Origin of the sequence: Pseudomonas sp. BNK-30, from assembly GCF_047456185.1 — a bacterium.
In the GTDB taxonomy this organism is placed as follows: Bacteria; Pseudomonadota; Gammaproteobacteria; order Pseudomonadales; family Pseudomonadaceae; genus Aquipseudomonas; species Aquipseudomonas putida_E.
The window spans coordinates 3417773-3435825 of sequence record NZ_CP179904.1 but is presented as its reverse complement, the minus strand read 5'-3'; the positions used below and the strand labels follow the sequence as shown (position 1 = coordinate 3435825).

General features: G+C 55.4%; 15 protein-coding genes. 8 read left to right on the top strand and 7 right to left on the bottom strand.

The window, feature by feature from the left end; translation table 11 throughout:
• The first annotated feature begins 22 nt into the window (after window positions 1–22).
• The 4 genes from ACMGGN_RS15990 (at window position 23) to ACMGGN_RS15975 (ending at window position 4699) form a co-directional block, all read left to right on the top strand.
• The gene (locus ACMGGN_RS15990) at window positions 23–811 is read left to right on the top strand and encodes a hypothetical protein (RefSeq protein WP_414156103.1); all 789 of its coding nucleotides are present in this window, start codon (window positions 23–25) and stop codon (window positions 809–811) included.
• A gap of 404 nt (window positions 812–1215) precedes the next feature.
• Window positions 1216–2808 carry an SAVED domain-containing protein gene (locus ACMGGN_RS15985; protein WP_414156102.1) on the top strand — a complete coding sequence of 531 codons (1593 nt, stop codon included), beginning with the start codon at window positions 1216–1218 and terminating at the stop codon, window positions 2806–2808.
• A 47-nt stretch (window positions 2809–2855) separates the two neighbouring features.
• Window positions 2856–4040, top strand: a complete 1185-nt coding sequence (locus tag ACMGGN_RS15980; protein WP_414156101.1) for a nucleotidyltransferase — start codon at window positions 2856–2858, stop codon at window positions 4038–4040.
• Window positions 4022–4699, top strand: a complete 678-nt coding sequence (locus ACMGGN_RS15975) for a hypothetical protein (RefSeq protein WP_414156100.1) — start codon at window positions 4022–4024, stop codon at window positions 4697–4699. Before ACMGGN_RS15980 ends, ACMGGN_RS15975 begins: the two co-directional genes overlap by 19 nt.
• Window positions 4700–4816: 117 nt before the next feature.
• Here the strand turns inward: ACMGGN_RS15975 and ACMGGN_RS15970 are convergent, their stop codons facing one another.
• The gene (locus ACMGGN_RS15970; protein ID WP_060492636.1) at window positions 4817–5935 is read right to left on the bottom strand and encodes an SAVED domain-containing protein; all 1119 of its coding nucleotides are present in this window, start codon (window positions 5933–5935) and stop codon (window positions 4817–4819) included.
• Between the two features lie 277 nt (window positions 5936–6212).
• Between ACMGGN_RS15970 and ACMGGN_RS15965 the strand changes: the two genes are divergently transcribed.
• From ACMGGN_RS15965 to ACMGGN_RS15955, 3 genes are all read left to right on the top strand, one after another.
• Window positions 6213–6572: a histone-like nucleoid-structuring protein, MvaT/MvaU family gene (locus tag ACMGGN_RS15965; RefSeq protein ID WP_082421367.1), complete on the top strand. Its 360-nt coding sequence runs from the start codon at window positions 6213–6215 to the stop codon at window positions 6570–6572.
• Between the two features lie 156 nt (window positions 6573–6728).
• On the top strand, window positions 6729–6932 hold the full coding sequence (locus tag ACMGGN_RS15960; protein ID WP_414156099.1) for an AbrB/MazE/SpoVT family DNA-binding domain-containing protein: 204 nt from the start codon (window positions 6729–6731) through the stop codon (window positions 6930–6932).
• Window positions 6933–7037: 105 nt separating this feature from the next.
• Complete coding sequence (locus tag ACMGGN_RS15955; RefSeq protein ID WP_060492638.1) at window positions 7038–7589, top strand: 3'-5' exonuclease; 552 nt, start codon at window positions 7038–7040, stop codon at window positions 7587–7589.
• Here the strand turns inward: ACMGGN_RS15955 and ACMGGN_RS15950 are convergent, their stop codons facing one another.
• The 4 genes from ACMGGN_RS15950 to ACMGGN_RS15935 all read right to left on the bottom strand — a co-directional run bounded on the left by ACMGGN_RS15950 (window position 7590) and on the right by ACMGGN_RS15935 (window position 12255).
• Window positions 7590–7910, bottom strand: coding sequence for a Mov34/MPN/PAD-1 family protein (locus tag ACMGGN_RS15950; protein WP_414156098.1), 321 nt, complete (start codon window positions 7908–7910; stop codon window positions 7590–7592).
• 158 nt (window positions 7911–8068) lie between these two features.
• Complete coding sequence (locus ACMGGN_RS15945) at window positions 8069–9856, bottom strand: ThiF family adenylyltransferase (protein ID WP_414156097.1); 1788 nt, start codon at window positions 9854–9856, stop codon at window positions 8069–8071.
• Window positions 9840–11093 carry a nucleotidyltransferase gene (locus tag ACMGGN_RS15940; protein ID WP_414156096.1) on the bottom strand — a complete coding sequence of 418 codons (1254 nt, stop codon included), beginning with the start codon at window positions 11091–11093 and terminating at the stop codon, window positions 9840–9842. Before ACMGGN_RS15940 ends, ACMGGN_RS15945 begins: the two co-directional genes overlap by 17 nt.
• Before the next feature lie 688 nt (window positions 11094–11781).
• A complete protein-coding gene (locus ACMGGN_RS15935; protein WP_414156095.1) occupies window positions 11782–12255 on the bottom strand; it encodes a hypothetical protein in 474 nt (157 codons plus the stop codon).
• 143 nt (window positions 12256–12398) lie between these two features.
• On the opposite strand from ACMGGN_RS15935, the gene ACMGGN_RS15930 reads away from it, so the two are divergent.
• Window positions 12399–12677: a helix-turn-helix domain-containing protein gene (locus ACMGGN_RS15930; RefSeq protein ID WP_082421369.1), complete on the top strand. Its 279-nt coding sequence runs from the start codon at window positions 12399–12401 to the stop codon at window positions 12675–12677.
• A 142-nt stretch (window positions 12678–12819) separates the two neighbouring features.
• On the opposite strand, the gene ACMGGN_RS15925 is transcribed toward ACMGGN_RS15930, so the two are convergent.
• Window positions 12820–14070 (bottom strand): ribonucleotide-diphosphate reductase subunit beta, encoded by a 1251-nt coding sequence (locus tag ACMGGN_RS15925; protein WP_012313106.1) that lies wholly within the window; start codon window positions 14068–14070, stop codon window positions 12820–12822.
• A 577-nt stretch (window positions 14071–14647) separates the two neighbouring features.
• Window positions 14648–17527 carry a ribonucleoside-diphosphate reductase subunit alpha gene (locus ACMGGN_RS15920; protein WP_046787472.1) on the bottom strand — a complete coding sequence of 960 codons (2880 nt, stop codon included), beginning with the start codon at window positions 17525–17527 and terminating at the stop codon, window positions 14648–14650.
• Window positions 17528–18053 lie beyond the last annotated feature (526 nt).

The following is an 18053-nucleotide window of genomic DNA, read 5'->3' as shown; positions in this document are numbered from 1 at the left end:
TCTGTGCCTGAGGCGCGGCAAGATGACCAAGGACCATCTATTCCCGAAGAGTCTCGTAGCTCCCGGGCAGCGTCGCGTGACGAGGATCGCGCAGCAGGTGGATCCGAACTTCCGGGGACGTCAGGGCACATTCTTGGCGCAAAACGGCGTAACGAAATCGACGTTGTGTTCAGACTGCAATAATCGGGTACTGGGTGCAGAGCTCGATCCTGCATTGATCGACGCCTACAAAGCGGCCTCGAAGCCACTGGAATCGGCGAAATACCCTGTTATGGGACAGCTCTACCTGCATGGCGTGCAGCTCAACAAAGTTGCCCGCGCTGTGGCTGGTCATATAATTGCGCTGAGTGACAAAGCCGAGCCACGCTCACCTATGATCCGGCACCTGAGGCGATTCGTGCTTGGCCGAGCAGAGCTTCATTCCAGCCTGCAATTCCACATGTGGCTCTACCCTTCATCCCGTCAGGGCATGTTGAAAGACCTATTCCATACGGTATTTGGTGCGGGCTATGAGCCGATGCAGATATCGGCCTTCAAGACTTACCCTCTCGCCTTTGCCTTCAGCAGTGTGATCCAGAACCCCAGCTACCGGCTGCATGGAGTAATGGATCTCACCGCATATGTTTCGGACGAATCAAAGGTATACAACCTAAAAATTCCGACTCGCCCACTTGTCGACTTCAACTGGCCGTATGCCCCTCACCGCAATGGCGCGATCCTTACGGGAAACACAGGCAGCCTGACCACTCACCCATTTAAGAGTGAGGCGCCTCAGCGGGTAAAAACGTTGCCTGATCACGTCGATAGTTGATCTTGGTGGACAGTGGCAAAAGCCCGCTCTTGGCGGGCTTTTTATGGTCTGCAGGATCGCTTTACAAGCTGTAAGGCTCGATGCCGATCTCCAGAGCGACTTGGCCGGCGACGGGTCAATAACGGCCTCACCGGTGGTCGACGCGGCCTGATTGATGCCCACAGTCGCCGCTGTGAAGGGCGGTAGGTGCCGGTAGGTTATGGGGGTTATTCGATATTGCGTATTAAATAAATTAAATATAGATCATTATGGAATATAAAGCACATCATGTTGTGCCTTAGCTAAAAAATGACACTATATCTTGATTTGGCGGAAGCCATTTCGTACTCTCAAAGCGCTGGGTGTCGCCAGCGATGCAGTATCCCCATGCCAAACGTAAAGGTGGTTACTCCCAGGAGGGACTAATGGCGGTACCGTTGGATGCACTCTACGATCAGGACCTGAAGGCCACTCTGGAGTATTGGCAGCAGACCCCGAACTGTCGGGTCATCATGACCTTCGAGGAGGGTGGTTGGAGGTTTGCAATCGTTCGAATCGACACGTTATCAGGCGCGCTTGATCATGCTGTCACTGGCGATTTGGGGGAGGACACCAAGGAGTTCTTGATCGCCTGGGCAGCAGCGAGGCCTGCATTCAATATCAAGCTCGAGCTTCATGCTGTATCAGATATACCTGTGGTTGCTACCGACGTTACTCAGTTCGCAGAAGGCCTGGCTGCGCTTCCTGAAGCAAAGGCTACAAAAGGGGCTCTGACATGCTTCATAAAATGCCGTGAGGCTCTGCTTAGCGACCTCAAACGGCCTAGCCTGCCAGACCAGGTCGTTAACTGGGTCTATTCGAGGTCTGCCGGCATTTGTGAGTTTGAGGGCTGTGATGCCGTCTTGTTCAAGGATGATCGTGACCACTACGGCTATTATGGGTATCTCGCGCATATCGTAGCGGCTAAGGCCAAGGGACCTCGGGGCGATGAAAAGCTCTCCGCTGTCTTGGCGCAGTCGCCGAACAACATCATGCTCTGCTGCGACATCCATCACCGGTTAATAGACAAAGTCGACCCCGACAGCTATCCGCGTGAGCGACTAGAGGCCATGGTTGCGTCTCGGGTGAAATGGCGTACTCATCAGGTCAGGACACTGGCGTATCCGGTGGTTCATGCCCTGGCATTCATTGGCGACATCGCAGGTAGAACCACCTCGTTCTCTCAGCACGATGCCCGTAAGGCTTTGCTGCAAGCTCAGTTGACCCCGACCAGCGAAAGGGTTGCTGAGTTCCTGCTACGCGACTCCCAGGGCGGCAATGACGTGAATGACCCGGGTTATTGGTCGTCGTTCTTGAGAGCATTCCGGTCTCAGATCTTGCACATCCACGAAGCGGTTCGTGGACACGGCGCATTTGGTACCCAAGCAGAGCAGTTGGCAATCTTTCCGTTGGGCAACATGCCGGCAATGTTGCTGGGCGGATGGTTGATCGGCGAGGCTCGCCGGGTTGAATTATTTAGCTTCAGACGCAATCACGGCACATGGGTACGCCCTGAGACGAATCCAGCACCTGTGACCTTCACTTGGACTAAGCCAGACCAGCCCCCTTCGCCCGCGGGTAGGGTGCTGATCACTCTGGAATTGACTGCGGAAATCACTGACTCGGCGCTGAATGATGAGCTTCTGTCGATGCCCCGCATCCGTATTGAGCCCAGCGTCCATGGTGTTGATGTGGTTGTGCTCCCGAAGGCAATGGAGGCTTACCGGGTGGCTTGTCATGAGGCCTGGGCTTACGTCACTGATGTCCTCAAAGCATCGGAAGTATGTATATGCGCCATCGCCCCGGCAGCTGCAGTCTTTGCTTTTGGGATGAAGCTGCAGGCAAGGTTGCATCCACTAATCCACATGTACCAGATGGCTCCGCAGAAGCCGCCATTCAGGGCCTTCAGTCTCGGCCGGCACACCATCATTGCTCCACATGAACCACCCCATAACGAGCTGCAGCTCGAAGCCTTCTGAGCGCTGGCTGGACAATATCGGCTTCAACCCAATCAAGGAATTTCAACGTGGACCATGAAGAACGTAGCCTGACCACCGCAGTGGAAGCGCTTGAGTTGCCACCTGGTGCGTATGAGAGAGCTAAGCGCCGGTATGAATCGTTGGGGGAGTGGTTCAGCCGCAAGGAGTCAACGCTGGCGGATAACGATCCCCATATCTTCGTGCAGGGGTCATTTGCCCTCGGCACGGCGATCAAGCCGCTGCTGGAGGGTGAAAGCTATGATCTAGACCTCTCCTGCAAGCTGCGGGAGGAAGTGTTCCGCCATACTCACAGCCAGGCACAACTCAAGGAAATGGTGCGCCTCGAGCTCGAAGGCTACCGTGATGCCAAGCAAATCCGCGAGGATCTGGAAGAGAAGCATCGGTGCTGGCGTCTCTACTACCAGGATGATATGAATTTTCACATGGACGTAGTGCCCGGAGTTCCTGTGGATGAGGCCAGAAAACAAGCGCTTTCTATCGCCATGGAGAGTTTCGGCTTCAGGCAAGTGCTTGCGAACGATGTCGCGGAGTTGGCCGTTTACATCACTGATGATCAACGCCCTAACTACGAGGCAATCAGTGATGACTGGCTTCTAAGCAATCCTGATGGTTACTGCAAATGGTTTGAGTCGAAGTCAGACCCAGAGCCGGTCGGGCCGGCCGGGGCGGTAGTGACGATGGAAGCACAGGTTGATGAGGTGCCATTCCACTCAAGAAAAACTAATCTGCAGCGGGCAGTTCAGCTCCTCAAGCGGCATCGGGATGTCATGTACATGGACGATCCGGATCCCAAGCCCATCTCGGTCATCATCACTACCCTGGCTGCAAGCAGTTATCTGCCCGCCGCGACGCTTGGAGAGGCCCTCACCTGCTGCTTAGGTGCTCTCAGCCACTTCGTCGAGTCAAATGCCAATGTGGTGCCGAACCCAGTCAACCCAAAAGAAAACTTTGCCGACCGCTGGGCAACCCTTGAAGGGAAAAAGCTTCGGTTGAAGGAAAACTTCCAACTCTGGGTACGCCAAGCACTACGTGACTTCGAGAAAATCCGCTCACTCGATGGGCAGTCTCTTATCGACCACTTGAAAGACGTGCTTGGCGTTAACGTTTCATTGAACCAGGTCGGCGCACCTGTCATGGCTTCAGCAGCATCGACGCCGGCGTCCACGATCGTCGTTACCAAGGCGCCGAGGCCATGGAGTGGTCGCGGTTGAGGGCATTCGATCCAGAGATAGAGGCATTTTTAGACGCCTATCCAATGATGCGGCATCGGCCATCAGTGGCCGGTGCTGTCAGGTTGGCTGGCCGTTTAGTGTTCTCTGCGTTTTCGGAAGGGCTTCCGGAGTTAGGGGATGAGTATCGCGTCCAGATCGGCATAGCCAAGCCCTTGGATCAGTCGCTGCCTCAGGTTTTCGAGACGGGTGGTCGAATTGCCAGGGAGAGGGTGAATCATGTGAACCCTGATGGCTCACTCTGTCTGGGCTCTCTGCTCAGTCAGCGCCTTGTCCTCGGTGCCAAGCCAACCTTGACTGACTTCGTCGAAAAGTGCGTCATTCCGTTTCTTTATGCTCATAGCTTGCGTGAGCAAGGCTTGGCACTGTTCCCTTTTGGTGAACTCGAGCATGGGGAGCAGGGCCTGATTGACGACTACCTCAAGATTTTTGGCGTGCCTGATTCTGCCAGTCTGCGATTGCTTATGAAAATGCTCGCACTTAAGCGGCGGCGAGCGAACAAGCTTTCTTGTATCTGCGGTTGCGGACGCCGCTTCGCGGCTTGCGGCCTTCATGCTCGTGCTCATGCCGCTCGGCGCACGCTTTCCCGCTTGGATATAAAACGAGCCTACAAAGAGATATGGTTTGAGGATGCTCACTAGTGCGGCGGTCAGCCTCTTGCGGTCGCGGGTGATGTCCTCATCACGGATGGCCAACTGCGTAGGTGTGGATCAGCACGCCAGCCGGCCAACAAACTCGTCGGTTTCTTACTGCGTAGTTTAAGACAGTGGTTCTGCTGCTCTTTTCACCTCGTATCGAAAAATTGATGGCTCATCCTGCGCGTGAGAGGGAAGGGCAACCCCCCAGGGGAACGCCGGACTGGATGACCGTTCGTATTGATAGACAATGGCCGAAGGTAGCAGTCTCCGATCATAGATACGCCCCAGATTGAATACCACGCTGTTTGGCGCGGCGATGATCAGGTGAATTGTCTTGGCCCCTTTAGCTAACAAGCCCTTCACAACTTGCAGGAATTGTTCTGCTAAGGCGCTTTGTTTTTCAAGGGACCAGTGGGCGTTGGACGAGAGATCGTCCATTTTCATGTGCAAAACAGGCAATTCTGGGAAAGTGGTTGCGATGCCGGCCTCGTCTACCGGATAAGAAATCGAAAGCGCCAGGACGACTTCTTCTACCTCTCCGGCGATAGAAGACGCAGCTTGAAGCCGCTGATTGTCGTCAACGCCGCTCTGAATCAAGCGCCATTGTCCGGCCCCTAGGCGGTCCCAATCAAAGACCTTAATTTTGCCTCCCGCGTCATCAATGAGGCACCCAGTCAAAAACGTGAATGGCACTGCCATGAGTCCGCCGTAGACGATCTCAATATCATCTTTGTTCTGCCCATCAAGGCGTCGGACCAGATCACCCCTTCCGTCCACCACCTTTTTCAGGGCCGCCTCTGGGCTTGTGATGCGGCCCTCGGTAATGCCTTCGCGAATATCGACGAGGATGGTGTCGACGTTACCTCCAATAGTGTTCTTGACCGTGGTGTCCAAAGGGCTATCGATTTTGAAAAGTCCTTTTTGCTCGAGGATCAGTACCCGTTGACGGGCCAGTTGCTGACGGTCGTGCAGGTTGATGCAAACCCCAAGCACAATCATCAGTACGCCAACGCCGAATGCAGTCAGGCTGATCCAGGTGGCAGGTCCGCCTGAGGTGTCTACGCTGGCCTGTAGCTGGGTCGAATCGCTTTTATACACAATTTGCCCGACGATCCCGCCGGCAAGCGAAAGGCCTATGACTAAAGCGCCGCTGCGGATCAGCGTTACGCCCAGGTTTTTGGGGCGCACAAACCAGTCGACTAGCTTTCTTCCCCAATTCAGCAATTCTTCCTTAAGCATAAGTACATCCTAGGTCTGGTTGGCTGCCGCAATCTTAAAACTGACTGCAGGTGGTTAGTTGATCGGGCGGGCTAGGGTGAAATTAATAGATTTAGCAATTCAACAGGTCGGAAAAACTATAAGCGTTGGTGAGAATGATATCAAACTGTCCGGATAGGTAAGATTTCTTGCGCACTTTGGATTCGTTTTTTCGTCGGGCATAGATGATTGCATCAGGTTGACATGCTAAGCAAGCTAATGATTGAATGTTTGGACTTACTCACTGAAGGTTATTTTCATGTCTAAACTCGCTGAATTTCGTGCCCTTGAGCAAAAGCTTGCGGCGCAGCTGGCCGAGCTGGAAAGCTTGAAAAATGACAGCGCGCTGAAGCAAGAAATCGAATTTGAAGGAAAGCTGCGTTCGTTGTTGGGAGAATATGGTTACAGCTTGCGCGACGTAATTCAGATTTTGGACCCCAGCGCTCGTGCAGTAGTAGCAGTCCTGCCGGCCAAAAATGCTCGAAAACCTCGTCAAATGAAGGTCTTCAAAAACCCCCACACGGGAGAGGTGGTTGAAACCAAGGGTGGGAATCATCGTACCCTGAAAGAATGGAAAGCTCAGTACGGTGCCGGTACCGTAGAGTCCTGGCTTTCTTGAGTCCCTCACTGATCCTGTTTCCCAACAAGGTGGCCCAGATTGGCGGCCACCGTACCCTTCAAGGCAGGCAAATGAGTGCTGCCTTGAGCGAGTCAGGTGCTGAGCAGGATTTGGGTCTTGTGGGATTTTCTATGCGTGGCGGATTTTGGAGCGACGATGAGTACTCGATTCAGAATAACCATTGAAGACTGGGATGGAGACGGAGCCGTCCGCATACCCGACCAAGCCTTGCAAGAGCTTGGCGTTGACGTTGGGGATTCGCTCTATCTGATTGAAGAGTTTGTCGGTACTACACGCTGTTTGGTGCTCTCAAAGACGCCAAAAATTCCGGATTGCGTGGACGAGCTATTTGGCGTTTAAATACTTATTGCCATATTCCAATATGCTCGGCTGCTAGCCTGTGTTCTAGTAGCATAGAGAATTCGACCCTGCAGATCGTCAGGTGTCTATCCAGGAGGTAAGGGAATGAGCACTGAAGAACTTTATATTTCTATAGATATTGAGGCTTCGGGCCCGATCCCTGGAGAGTACAGCATGCTCTCCCTTGGGGCGTGTGTTGTCGGGTGCCCAGATCAGGCTATCTACCTGGAACTAAAGCCAGACAGCCCCAAGCACGATCCTGAAGCGGTGGCTGTAACGGGATTCGATCTGCAGGAGTTGACAGTTACAGGAATTGTTCCCGTACAAGCGATGCAGAGGCTTGCGGAATGGTTGGCCAATGTCAGTCTGCCCGGTCAAAGAGCTGTATTTGTCGGTCTTAACGCTCCTTTTGATTGGTCGTTTGTCAATTATTACTTTCATAAGTATGTGGGGGAGAACCCCTTCGGGTTTGCGGCACTTGATATCAAGGCCTATTACATGGGGGCTTTCAATCTCGATTGGAAGCAGACCAAATCATCGCACATGAGTGCAAATCTGCTACCGCAGTCATCTCCCACGCATAATGCGCTGGATGACGCGCGCTATCAGGCAGAGCTTTTCCAGTTGATGCTGCAGCGTAGGGCAGCGCTGCCCTGATCAGTTGGCCAAGGCGGCTTCCACGCATTTCCCGTCACGGAACAACCACGCCTTGATGCCGTCGGGTTCTGGGGATAGGCCTACAATCACTGCGATCGGGTGAGGTAGTTCCTGCGCGTAGCGTGCTGCGAATCGAGAAAAGCTTGCTATATCTGTGGGTGAAATCGCCGTAACGGTTTGCGGATGTGTATGCCAATACCCCACAAGCCGAAGCCCTTGTGCATTGGCCGATTCAATTTCCCTGCGGCAGCGGTCAGCGTCGAGTTCCAGCCAGGACCATCCAGCGCGGTCTCTTGCATGTGGCGGTGTGGCGAGGCTCATGATCAATCCAGCGGGGTTCGCCAGGTCGACAAACAGTTGACCACCTCTTTCAGTTCTCCACGTTCGTTGCCTGTACTGATCGAGCACTTCGGCAACAGCTTGGGAAACCGACAAGCGAACATCGATGCCAGGCCATTGCCATGCCCACGCTATAGCACTCACTGCTTACCACTCTCCGCATCTGGCCAATCACGTTCAAGCACGATGTGTTGGACGCCATCTGCTAAGGGTGGCCCGCTGTAAGTGCCCTCATGAGTAGGAATGTCCTGAGGTCGATAGATACTTGTGGTCCACACAGGTTTGGTGATCTGCCCGGTAAGACCCCGCAATGCTACTTGGGTAACCATCGACGCCACGTTGACCATGCCTGAGGCGCCTCCAGGGATGAAGGTTTGGCCACACGCCGGCAGTGAAACCACCCCGCCACCGTTCGGCCACTCGGTGTACTTGAAGTTGAAATTACCAGTGTCATCGAACAAGGGGCGTCCATCATGCTGCCCCTGTGGCGCTAAGAGCGCATGCCCAACAAACGAGTGAGGCTCACTCCACGCTTGCAGGAGATTCCAGCCTGCGGCTTGCGCTTTGCGGAACCACAGGGCTACTTCCGATGACCAGTCTGCAGTGGTGACAAGCACCATGTCTGCATTGTCGAAAATTTCCGGCATCTTGAGCAGCATGAGCTCAGCGAAATCCATGAAGGCTGTGACCTTAACGGTAGGCAGATCATGCGTAATCTTTTCGGCAAGAGCAGTCGCTTTTGACTGAGCGAGATCGTCGGCCCCTAGTACATGACGTCCCAGATTCGCAGACTCTAGGATGTCAGGGTCGATGAGGACGAGCTCTCCCACGCCCGAGCGGGCCAATTGTAAGGCAACAGTGCTCCCCAGCGAGCCGACGCCGACCATTACTACTTTGGACTTTTCCAGACTCTTGGCGGTACCGCTGAGGTCGCGGGAAAGAATGTCATCCCGATCTAACACATTGAGGATGGCGCCCCTCACCAGAACAGGCGAGTGGGATGGCTGATTCTTGCCTGACCATCGCCGAGCTGAGCGAAAGCCATACCAGCGGCCATGGTCTGGTTGTTTACTGTAAGAACGGACATCTAGGCAATACAGAGGCGCTCCTGTGGGGCCGGGTAACTCAAGTACAAGCCACCGATTGGCCAGTGAGCCCTTTCCGGAGAACCAGGCCAGGAATTGCTTGCTATCGTCTGGGCTGAGGTGCGGTGTCAGCCATTCCAGCAAGCGATCAGGAGTTGGACATTGGATATCGGGGTAGGTCAGCAACTTCAGATAGAAGCCTGCGACTGCTGGTGCTTTGATTTTCGCGCTTAACCCAAGCGTACGGTTGATATGCGTTCTGAGTAATTGCACATCCGGTGCAAGCCAGGCGCTACGGGTGCGTCGGCCAGGGCGAGGGTCGCTGGTTGCAAACAGTTCTGATGCCGCCTTAGGCCTCTCCAGCAGCAAGACATCTTGAGGAGAAATATCAAGCTGCATGTTCCAATACGAGGTAAATTCTTTTTCGAATTCAGTGTCACGCAATGCAGGATCGGCATCTGTTCGAACAAACTCAAGAATTGCCCCAAGCCGTACGAGGCAGTCCTGTACCACTGTTTCCGGATCTCCCGTAATTGGCCTTTCGCGGAAACCGTGCAGACAGAGCCCGGATCTAGTGGCATGCGGCCATGCGAGCCAGGGGGACGGCTCGACTTGGATCCTCAGCGAGACCAATGGAAACTGGTTTGGAAACGCTATGCGCAGCTGCCTTTCAATGCCGGTGTAGTCGGGTGGGAGAGGCAACAGAAAGCTGGCGGCTTCGCCTTGTTTTCGATCTGTGGTTCTAAGGATCGTAGTCGCAACTTCCTCGCCTATAAATGCGCGAAGCGCGGCGATGCCACGCTCCACGGCCGTGGATAGGTTGGGCTTAACCGAGGCGTTCAACTGGCTTCACATTCGTTTGTGGAGTGGCGTGGCTCGAGCTGCCAAAGATTGCAGTAGCGGCTAAGATGTTTTTGGTAGTCCCAACTTTTCGACCAGCCATCGTCCAGTGCCCCGGAATTTCGTTGTTGACCTCTGTAATCACACTCTGGCCGATCCCGAAGCTTCGCTTCATGACGTTGGCGAATGAGTCAGCGCTGTCGTGGGGCTGCAGGCCAAGCATAAAGGCAACCAATGCACTCGCATGCCAATTGTCAAAGGCTTGGCAGTATTTGTGTCCTTCCTCAGGCCTATTCCATTTCTCCGCAAAGTTTTCACCGGGATCTCGAGGGTTCACCACATAGTACTTCCCAGCAAAGACTTTGATCTCCTCAGGTATTTTTTCCACAATCTTGAGGATCGCATCGATCGGGGTCAGTGGAGTGTGATGTGACTCTTTTACCACCTTGAGGTAGGCATGAGTTGCCAAGGTGGTGATCACAGCCGAAATTGGGCGGTAATCCTCATTTCGCGTTTCAATTGCCCATTCATCGCGGTGCCGTTTAAGCAGTTTGATGGTGGCTCGCAAAGGATCGAGCTTGTCGTACTCCTGATACGAGGGAAGGGGCTCTTGTGTGGCAGCGTCCATGGCTCGACTCTCATTGGCCACAAAGCTCTTGAGGAGCTCCAGCGAGATTTTTTGCTCCGAAGCGCTATGTAGCCAGTCGGCATACGGGATTGGGCTACTGGCCTTCCAGCCTGTGACACGGTCAGGTACTTCAAGTTTTCCTTGACCGTTACTCTCGTTATTCACCTGCACCGCACGCGCAGGTGTGATGTCAATGTGGAATCCAGGGTTTTCGTCTGCGTACTCGATACGGATTCCTCGGCGCAGCTGGACAATATCCGATTGCACTCGGCTGCCTTCACGGAAGCGCTGTTCTATAGCTGCTAGAACCGTGTCGGCATCTGCATCACCGGCATTGGGTAGCCAGACGATGGCATCAGCATCGATCGTGCCGAGATCTTTGGGGGCATCTTTGACTGGGTTGATCGTAGTCTTGAGGCGCATTGAACCCTGAGGGAAGATATGCGCACCCTCAAGCAAAGGGTCTTTGGAGGCCGAGAGGATACTCTGCAGCTGTGAGTAGCGATCCTCAATCACCTTGTATTGGCTGGCAGTCAAAGAGATGCTGCTCGCAGCGCGCAGAAGTAGGCGTTCCCAGCTACTGCGCCTGGTTGATTCATCTTGTGTAATCATGGTCGAGTCTCGTCAGAAGTGTGGCCCAAGGTCATAAGGCGTAGGAATGGTTTAATAGCTCCATTCTTTCGCGTGTATAACGCATATGCTTCCTGCTGCTCCGGCGCTGCCAGAACCAATCTCTTTAGATGTACCGGCAATGAAGATGGTAGGGTTGCAGGTTGTAAATTTTTAGCTGATAAATAATGAGCGCGGCCGTAGGATGAAATCCCTAAGGTGCTCACAGAAGTGCGCGGTGAAATTTGCCCAAGACTAGAGCTTGCACCGTTTTTCGCTGCCGAATTGACGGCGATTTTTTGACATCGATTTGCTGTATGTTTGACCCTCACCGCACAGGCCGAAGAGCTGGTGTGGATATTCTATCTAGACCAGATTTGATCATGGATCCAATAGGAAGTCAAAGAAGATAAACTTTGATGAATCGTTTCATCTAATTTTGCTTTTGAAGCAAAACATAGTGTTTTCAAATCGTAACTTGTAACTGATTTTAGAGGGGAGTGCGACTTAATATGTCGCACCCGAATTGCCTGCTTGATCTGCTTAATGCTGTTTAAGTGATTCTCATGTTGAAAAAACTCATCGGCCTAGTGGGGGCGTGGCCTATGCGCGAAAAAAATAGCGCGAGTTCTGAAAATGATTTCAAGCGTTGTACGTTTCAACATTGGACGCCGCTTGTGATAGCTGGTGCCTACAGTTTGTTATTTTTTTGAGCTGGCGAGCGTCTTGTACGCGCTTTGTATACTGTTTTTAATGCTGGCTGATTTTGGTTTTTGCGCTTTCCGTACACACGATCCTCATAGTAGGTTTCGTCAATCGTGTGGTAGATGATCGAGTTTGGTACTTCATTGTCATCGAAGCCTACCTCAATTTTGGCGAGTGCCTCGGTGCGCCATTTCCTGGACCGGTTAGCATGAGGAGGGGTTGATATAATAATTTGCACAATTCGTATTTGCTCATCCCGTTGACAGCATTCCAGAAAATCTAGGAGCGCCCGCGGGGTCGCCAGTAATATTACGCCGAAGGTGAGCTTGGGGTCCCCTTGTTGCTTAGTATGTACCTGGAAGAATGTTTCGCTTGTATCAACTCTAGGCCAACTCTTGTGGCTGGGGTCGACCTTGCCTATAAGAGTGATGACCTCTTCCTGGGGATCTGAAACAAACACGGCTTGAATCCTCAATCGAAACGGAGACGGAGTGGGGTCGTACTGATTATTTAGGAGTACAACGAATTTTCTCATATATGCTGTATGCAGCATAGCGTTTGAGTCCGCATCAGGGCTTTATCGTTCCTTTTGTGGGTAACCAGATGGAACGCAAGTTGGCTTTTGGCTCCGCGCTTAAGGAGGTGCGGGTACGAAAGGAGATCGCACAAGAGCAGCTGGGGGCGAGCCAATCCTTCGTTTCCACAATTGAGCGTGGCATTCGCAGTCCAACGATCGAAAAAATGGAAGAATTTGCGGAGCGACTAGGAGTGAATCCTGCGACCCTGATTGTCTTGATGCAGGTCGGTCAGGAGGGCGATGTGGACGAGCTTCTGGCAAAAATCCGGGATGAAATCAGAGCGCTGAAGCGGGTAGGGGTTTAGCCGTTCTTCGGCTTATACGAAAAAGCCACCTTGGCCCTTGCGGCTCAGGTGGCTTTTTTCATTTCATGCGCTTATTTGGTGCATTCAGTCTGAGATTGCTGAAAAAAGTCTCAGTCATCGTGAAAAGTGAAGGCCCGGACAATCAGTCCCAGCTCAACGCCCCACCCGTCTGATACTCGATCACGCGGGTCTCAAAGAAGTTCTTCTCTTTCTTCAAGTCCATGATCTCGCTCATCCATGGGAACGGGTTGGTCGTCCCTGGGTACTCTTCCTTCAAACCAATCTGGGTCAAACGACGGTTGGCGATGAACTTGAGGTAGTCCTCCATCATTGCCGCGTTCATGCCCAGTACGCCGCGTGGCATGGTGTCACGGGCGTATTCGATCTCCAGCTGGGTCCCTTGCAGGATCATCTGGGTCGCTTCTTCCTTCATCGCCGCATCCCACAGGTGCGGGTTTTCGATCTTGATCTGGTTGATCACGTCGATGCCGAAGTTCAGGTGCATCGACTCGTCACGCAGGATGTACTGGAACTGCTCGGCAACGCCGGTCATCTTGTTGCGGCGGCCCATGGACAGGATCTGGGTGAAGCCGCAGTAGAAGAAGATGCCTTCCAGCACGCAGTAGTAGGCGATCAGGTTGCGCAGCAGCTCTTTGTCGGTTTCGACGGTGCCGGTGTTGAACTCAGGGTCGGAGATGGCGCGGGTGTACTTCAGGCCCCAGGCGGCTTTCTTCGCGACCGACGGGATCTCGTGGTACATGTTGAAGATCTCGCCTTCATCCATGCCCAGCGACTCGATGCAGTACTGGTAGGCGTGGGTGTGGATCGCCTCTTCGAAGGCCTGGCGCAGGATGTACTGGCGGCACTCCGGGTTGGTGATCAGGCGGTACACGGCCAGGGCCAGGTTGTTGGCAACCAGCGAGTCGGCGGTGGAGAAGAAGCCGAGGTTGCGCATCACGATGCGGCGCTCGTCTTCGGTCAGGCCGTCCTGGCTCTTCCACAGGGCGATGTCGGCGGTCATGTTGACCTCTTGCGGCATCCAGTGGTTGGCGCAGCCGTCGAGGTACTTCTGCCAGGCCCAGTCGTACTTGAACGGTACCAGCTGGTTCAGGTCGGCGCGGCAGTTGATCATGCGCTTTTCGTCAACGGCGACGCGGGCCGAGGAGCCTTCCAGCTCGGCCAGGCCTTCGGCGATGTCCAGGGCGTCCAGCGCGGCCTTGGCGCGCTTAACAGCGTCGGAGTCGGCGGCGGTGGCAGCACGGGCTTCCAGGGCGGCAGCACCGCCGGCGCTGTCGAGCTTGTCGAGGGTGGCGGCGGCGTTGGCCTGCGCAGGGGTGTTGCCTTTGGCGGCTACTTCGCCGTCTTCTTTGTCGAATTCGTCCCAGCTCAGCATGGTTTGGCTCCTGCTTGAGGATTGCCCTGAGGCAACCGGTTGGATTTTAAGAATGTGATGCCTGACGCAAGGCCGTTACGGCGAATGGACAGCTCGAGAGGCTGACTCTCGTTACATCTGGATTCGTGCCTGGCCAGGCCTCGGGGAGGGGCCAGGGACTTGAATAGGTGCCCTTTTCAGAGGGGGCGGAGTATACCGGAATTCGCTTTCGATCGGGGTGCGCGTCTTGCGGGCGAGGGTAATTTTTCGACCGGTTTTAAGCGCGTCCGTTCACGGTATCTCGTGTCGTCTTTTACGGGAAGGGAGTTTAGCGGCAAATGGCGCGAGGCACTACATGTTGTGGTTTTTTATTTTATCGATACATCATGTTGGGTTGGCGCGGTTTTTGTAGGAGCGGCCTTGTGTCGCGAAAGGGGCGCAAGGCGGCCCCTGGAATCCACTATTTTCACAAGGATTCCGGGACTGCTTTGCAGCCCCTTCGCGACACAAGGCCGCTCCTACAAAAGCTGCGCTTGCGCAGATAAGAAAATGCCACCAGGAGCACCCGTTGGGGCACCCCTTGCGGCATCAGCAGGCCTTACTGGCAGGCTTCGCAGTCCGGCTCGTCGATCGCGCAAGCCTTCGGCACTGGCGCCGGGCCTGCGGCCTGGGCCGGGGCGCTGTCGCCGCCGCTGGAAACGGCGTTGAGCTTGCCGGTGTTGATGGTCGACTTCTCGGTGCTGGTCGCGGCCAGGGCACGGAGGTAGTAGGTGGTTTTCAGGCCACGGTACCAGGCCATGCGGTAGGTCACGTCCAGCTTCTTGCCCGAAGCGCCGGCGATGTACAGGTTCAGCGACTGCGCCTGGTCGATCCACTTCTGGCGACGGGAGGCGGCATCGACGATCCACTTGGTCTCGACTTCGAACGCGGTGGCGTACAGGTCTTTGAGCTCCTGCGGAATACGCTCGATCTGCTGCACCGAACCGTCGTAGTACTTCAGGTCGTTGATCATGACCGAGTCCCACAGGCCGCGGGCTTTCAGGTCGCGCACCAGGTACGGGTTGATCACGGTGAACTCGCCCGACAGGTTCGATTTCACGTACAGGTTCTGGTAGGTCGGCTCGATGGACTGCGACACGCCGGTAATGTTGGCGATGGTCGCGGTCGGCGCGATGGCCATGATGTTCGAGTTACGGATGCCTTTCTGTACGCGGGCACGTACCGGCGCCCAGTCCAGGGTTTCTTCCAGGTTGACGTCGATGTACTTCTGGCCACGGGCCTCGATCAGGATCTGTTGCGAATCCAGCGGCAGGATGCCTTTGGACCACAGCGAACCCTGGAAGGTCTCGTACGCGCCGCGCTCATCGGCCAGGTCGCAGGACGCCTGGATCGCGAAGTAGCTGACCGCTTCCATCGACTTGTCGGCGAACTCCACAGCAGCGTCGGAGCCGTACGGGATGTGCTGCAGGTACAGCGCGTCCTGGAAGCCCATGATGCCCAGGCCGACCGGGCGGTGCTTGAAGTTCGAGTTACGCGCTTGCGGCACCGAGTAGTAGTTGATGTCGATCACGTTGTCGAGCATGCGCACGGCGGTGTTCACGGTGCGTTGCAGCTTGGCGGTGTCCAGCTTGCCGTCGACAATGTGGTTCGGCAGGTTGATCGAGCCCAGGTTGCAGACCGCGATCTCATCCTTGTTGGTGTTCAGGGTGATCTCGGTGCACAGGTTCGAGCTGTGGACCACGCCCACGTGCTGCTGCGGCGAGCGCAGGTTGCACGGGTCTTTGAAGGTCAGCCATGGGTGGCCGGTTTCGAACAGCATCGACAGCATCTTGCGCCACAGGTCTTTGGCCTGGATGGTCTTGAACACCTTGATCTTGTTGTACTCGGTCAGGGCTTCGTAGTACTCGTAGCGCTCTTCGAAGGCCTTGCCGGTCAGGTCGTGCAGGTCTGGCACTTCCGAGGGCGAGAACAGGGTCCACTTGCCGTCATCGAAGACGCGCTTCATGAACAGGTCAGGGATCCAGTTGGCGGTGTTCATGTCGTGGGTACGACGACGGTCATCACCGGTGTTCTTGCGCAGCTCGATGAATTCTTCGATGTCCAGGTGCCAGGTTTCCAGGTAGGCGCACACAGCGCCTTTGCGCTTGCCACCCTGGTTCACGGCGACGGCGGTGTCGTTGACCACTTTCAGGAAGGGTACGACGCCCTGGGATTTGCCGTTGGTGCCTTTGATGTAGGAGCCCAGTGCACGCACAGGAGTCCAGTCGTTGCCCAGGCCACCGGCGAATTTCGACAGCATGGCGTTGTCGTGGATCGCGTGGTAGATGCCCGACAGGTCGTCCGGCACGGTGGTCAGGTAGCAGCTCGACAGCTGCGGGCGCAGGGTACCGGCGTTGAACAGGGTCGGGGTCGAGGCCATGTAGTCGAAGGACGACAACAGGTTGTAGAACTCGATCGCACGGGCTTCCTTGTCTTTCTCTTCCAGCGCCAGGCCCATGGCCACACGCATGAAGAACACCTGCGGCAGCTCGAAGCGTACGCCATCCTTGTGGATGAAGTAGCGGTCGTACAGGGTCTGCAGGCCCAGGTAGGTGAACTGCTGGTCGCGCTCGTGGTTGATCGCCTTGCCCAGTTTTTCCAGGTCGAAGGCGGCCAGGGCCGGGTTCAGCAGCTCGAACTCGACACCCTTGGCGATGTAGGCCGGCAGTGCCTTGGCGTACAGGTCGGCCATCTCGTGGTGGGTGGCGCTGTCGGCAACGTTCAGGAAGCCCAGGCCTTCGGCACGCAGGGTGTCCATCAGCAGGCGGGCGGTGACGAACGAGTAGTTCGGCTCGCGCTCTACCAGGGTACGTGCGGTCATCACCAGGGCGGTGTTGACGTCCTTGATGGCCACGCCGTCGTACAGGTTCTTCAGGGTTTCGCGCTGGATCAGGTCGCCATCGACTTCGGCCAGGCCTTCGCAGGCTTCGCTGATGATGGTGTTCAGGCGCGCCATGTCCAGCGGCGCCAGGCTGCCGTCGGCCAGGGTGATGCGGATGCTTGGGTGCGGCTCGACTGCGGCGTCGGTGTTGGCGCGGGTAGCGCGCTCTTTGGCACGCTGGTCGCGGTAGATCACGTAGTCACGGGCGACTTTCTGCTCGCCGGCACGCATCAGGGCCAGTTCGACCTGGTCCTGGATTTCTTCGATGTGGATGGTGCCACCCGATGGCATGCGACGCTTGAACGTGGCGGTGACCTGCTCGGTCAGGCGCGCGACGGTGTCGTGGATGCGCGACGAGGCAGCGGCGGTGCCGCCTTCAACTGCGAGGAACGCCTTGGTGATGGCCACGGTGATCTTGTCGTCGGTGTAAGGGACGACAGTGCCGTTGCGCTTGATCACGCGCAGCTGGCCCGGAGCGGTCGCGGCCAGATCCTGGTTGGAATCGGCGGCCTGCGGCGCCAAAGCCTGCGGGTTCTCGCGAGTTGTGTCGGTTTGCATGGGTGGGTGTCTCCACAGTTTCTATATGTTCAGGCGCCTTTTGGGCGCCCACCGTTCTGTCCACTTGTTCGACGGCCCTGGCGGGGATGCGTCATGCGCGCGCATCCGCCCGCTCGGGCGTACCGACTTCGGGACAGACTCAGGAATAAGGGGCAAAGAACATGCCGCTCCCTGGCCGAAGTCAAAGGCTATGGGGCTAGCCCAAAAGCTGTTGCTCTCCATCTCCGCTGGAGCGATTTGGTTGTTGAAACCACAATAAGTTCAGGCAGAAAAATCGCTTGAATTTGTCTGCTGACTCATGCTTGGCGTTGGTGTGTGAAACCCAACATCTAGTGGTTCGCTGCGCTGGGGATACAAGATAATGCGGTATCGGGGGCTTTGCAAGGCGAGCGCCTGTGGATAAGTTGTGCGTACTTTGTGAGTGAATAGTGGGTATTCGCTGTAGGCCTTGTACCAAGTGGTTTGCAGTATTTTTCTGCGGCTCGTTGCCCCGGTGCAGATTTTTCAGGGCGCGAACCCTAGCACA

Excerpts from the sequence above, each read along its gene's own strand:
- ACMGGN_RS15990 (WP_414156103.1), top strand. The coding sequence starts at position 23 with ATGACCAAGGACCATCTATTCCCGAAGAGTCTCGTAGCTCCCGGGCAG.
- ACMGGN_RS15985 (WP_414156102.1), top strand. The coding sequence starts at position 1,216 with ATGGCGGTACCGTTGGATGCACTCTACGATCAGGACCTGAAGGCCACT.
- ACMGGN_RS15975 (WP_414156100.1), top strand. The coding sequence starts at position 4,022 with ATGGAGTGGTCGCGGTTGAGGGCATTCGATCCAGAGATAGAGGCATTT.
- ACMGGN_RS15970 (WP_060492636.1), bottom strand. The coding sequence starts at position 5,935 with ATGCTTAAGGAAGAATTGCTGAATTGGGGAAGAAAGCTAGTCGACTGG.
- ACMGGN_RS15965 (WP_082421367.1), top strand. The coding sequence starts at position 6,213 with ATGTCTAAACTCGCTGAATTTCGTGCCCTTGAGCAAAAGCTTGCGGCG.
- ACMGGN_RS15960 (WP_414156099.1), top strand. The coding sequence starts at position 6,729 with ATGAGTACTCGATTCAGAATAACCATTGAAGACTGGGATGGAGACGGA.
- ACMGGN_RS15955 (WP_060492638.1), top strand. The coding sequence starts at position 7,038 with ATGAGCACTGAAGAACTTTATATTTCTATAGATATTGAGGCTTCGGGC.
- ACMGGN_RS15950 (WP_414156098.1), bottom strand. The coding sequence starts at position 7,910 with ATGAGCCTCGCCACACCGCCACATGCAAGAGACCGCGCTGGATGGTCC.
- ACMGGN_RS15940 (WP_414156096.1), bottom strand. The coding sequence starts at position 11,093 with ATGATTACACAAGATGAATCAACCAGGCGCAGTAGCTGGGAACGCCTA.
- ACMGGN_RS15930 (WP_082421369.1), top strand. The coding sequence starts at position 12,399 with ATGGAACGCAAGTTGGCTTTTGGCTCCGCGCTTAAGGAGGTGCGGGTA.
- ACMGGN_RS15925 (WP_012313106.1), bottom strand. The coding sequence starts at position 14,070 with ATGCTGAGCTGGGACGAATTCGACAAAGAAGACGGCGAAGTAGCCGCC.
- ACMGGN_RS15920 (WP_046787472.1), bottom strand. The coding sequence starts at position 17,527 with ATGCAAACCGACACAACTCGCGAGAACCCGCAGGCTTTGGCGCCGCAG.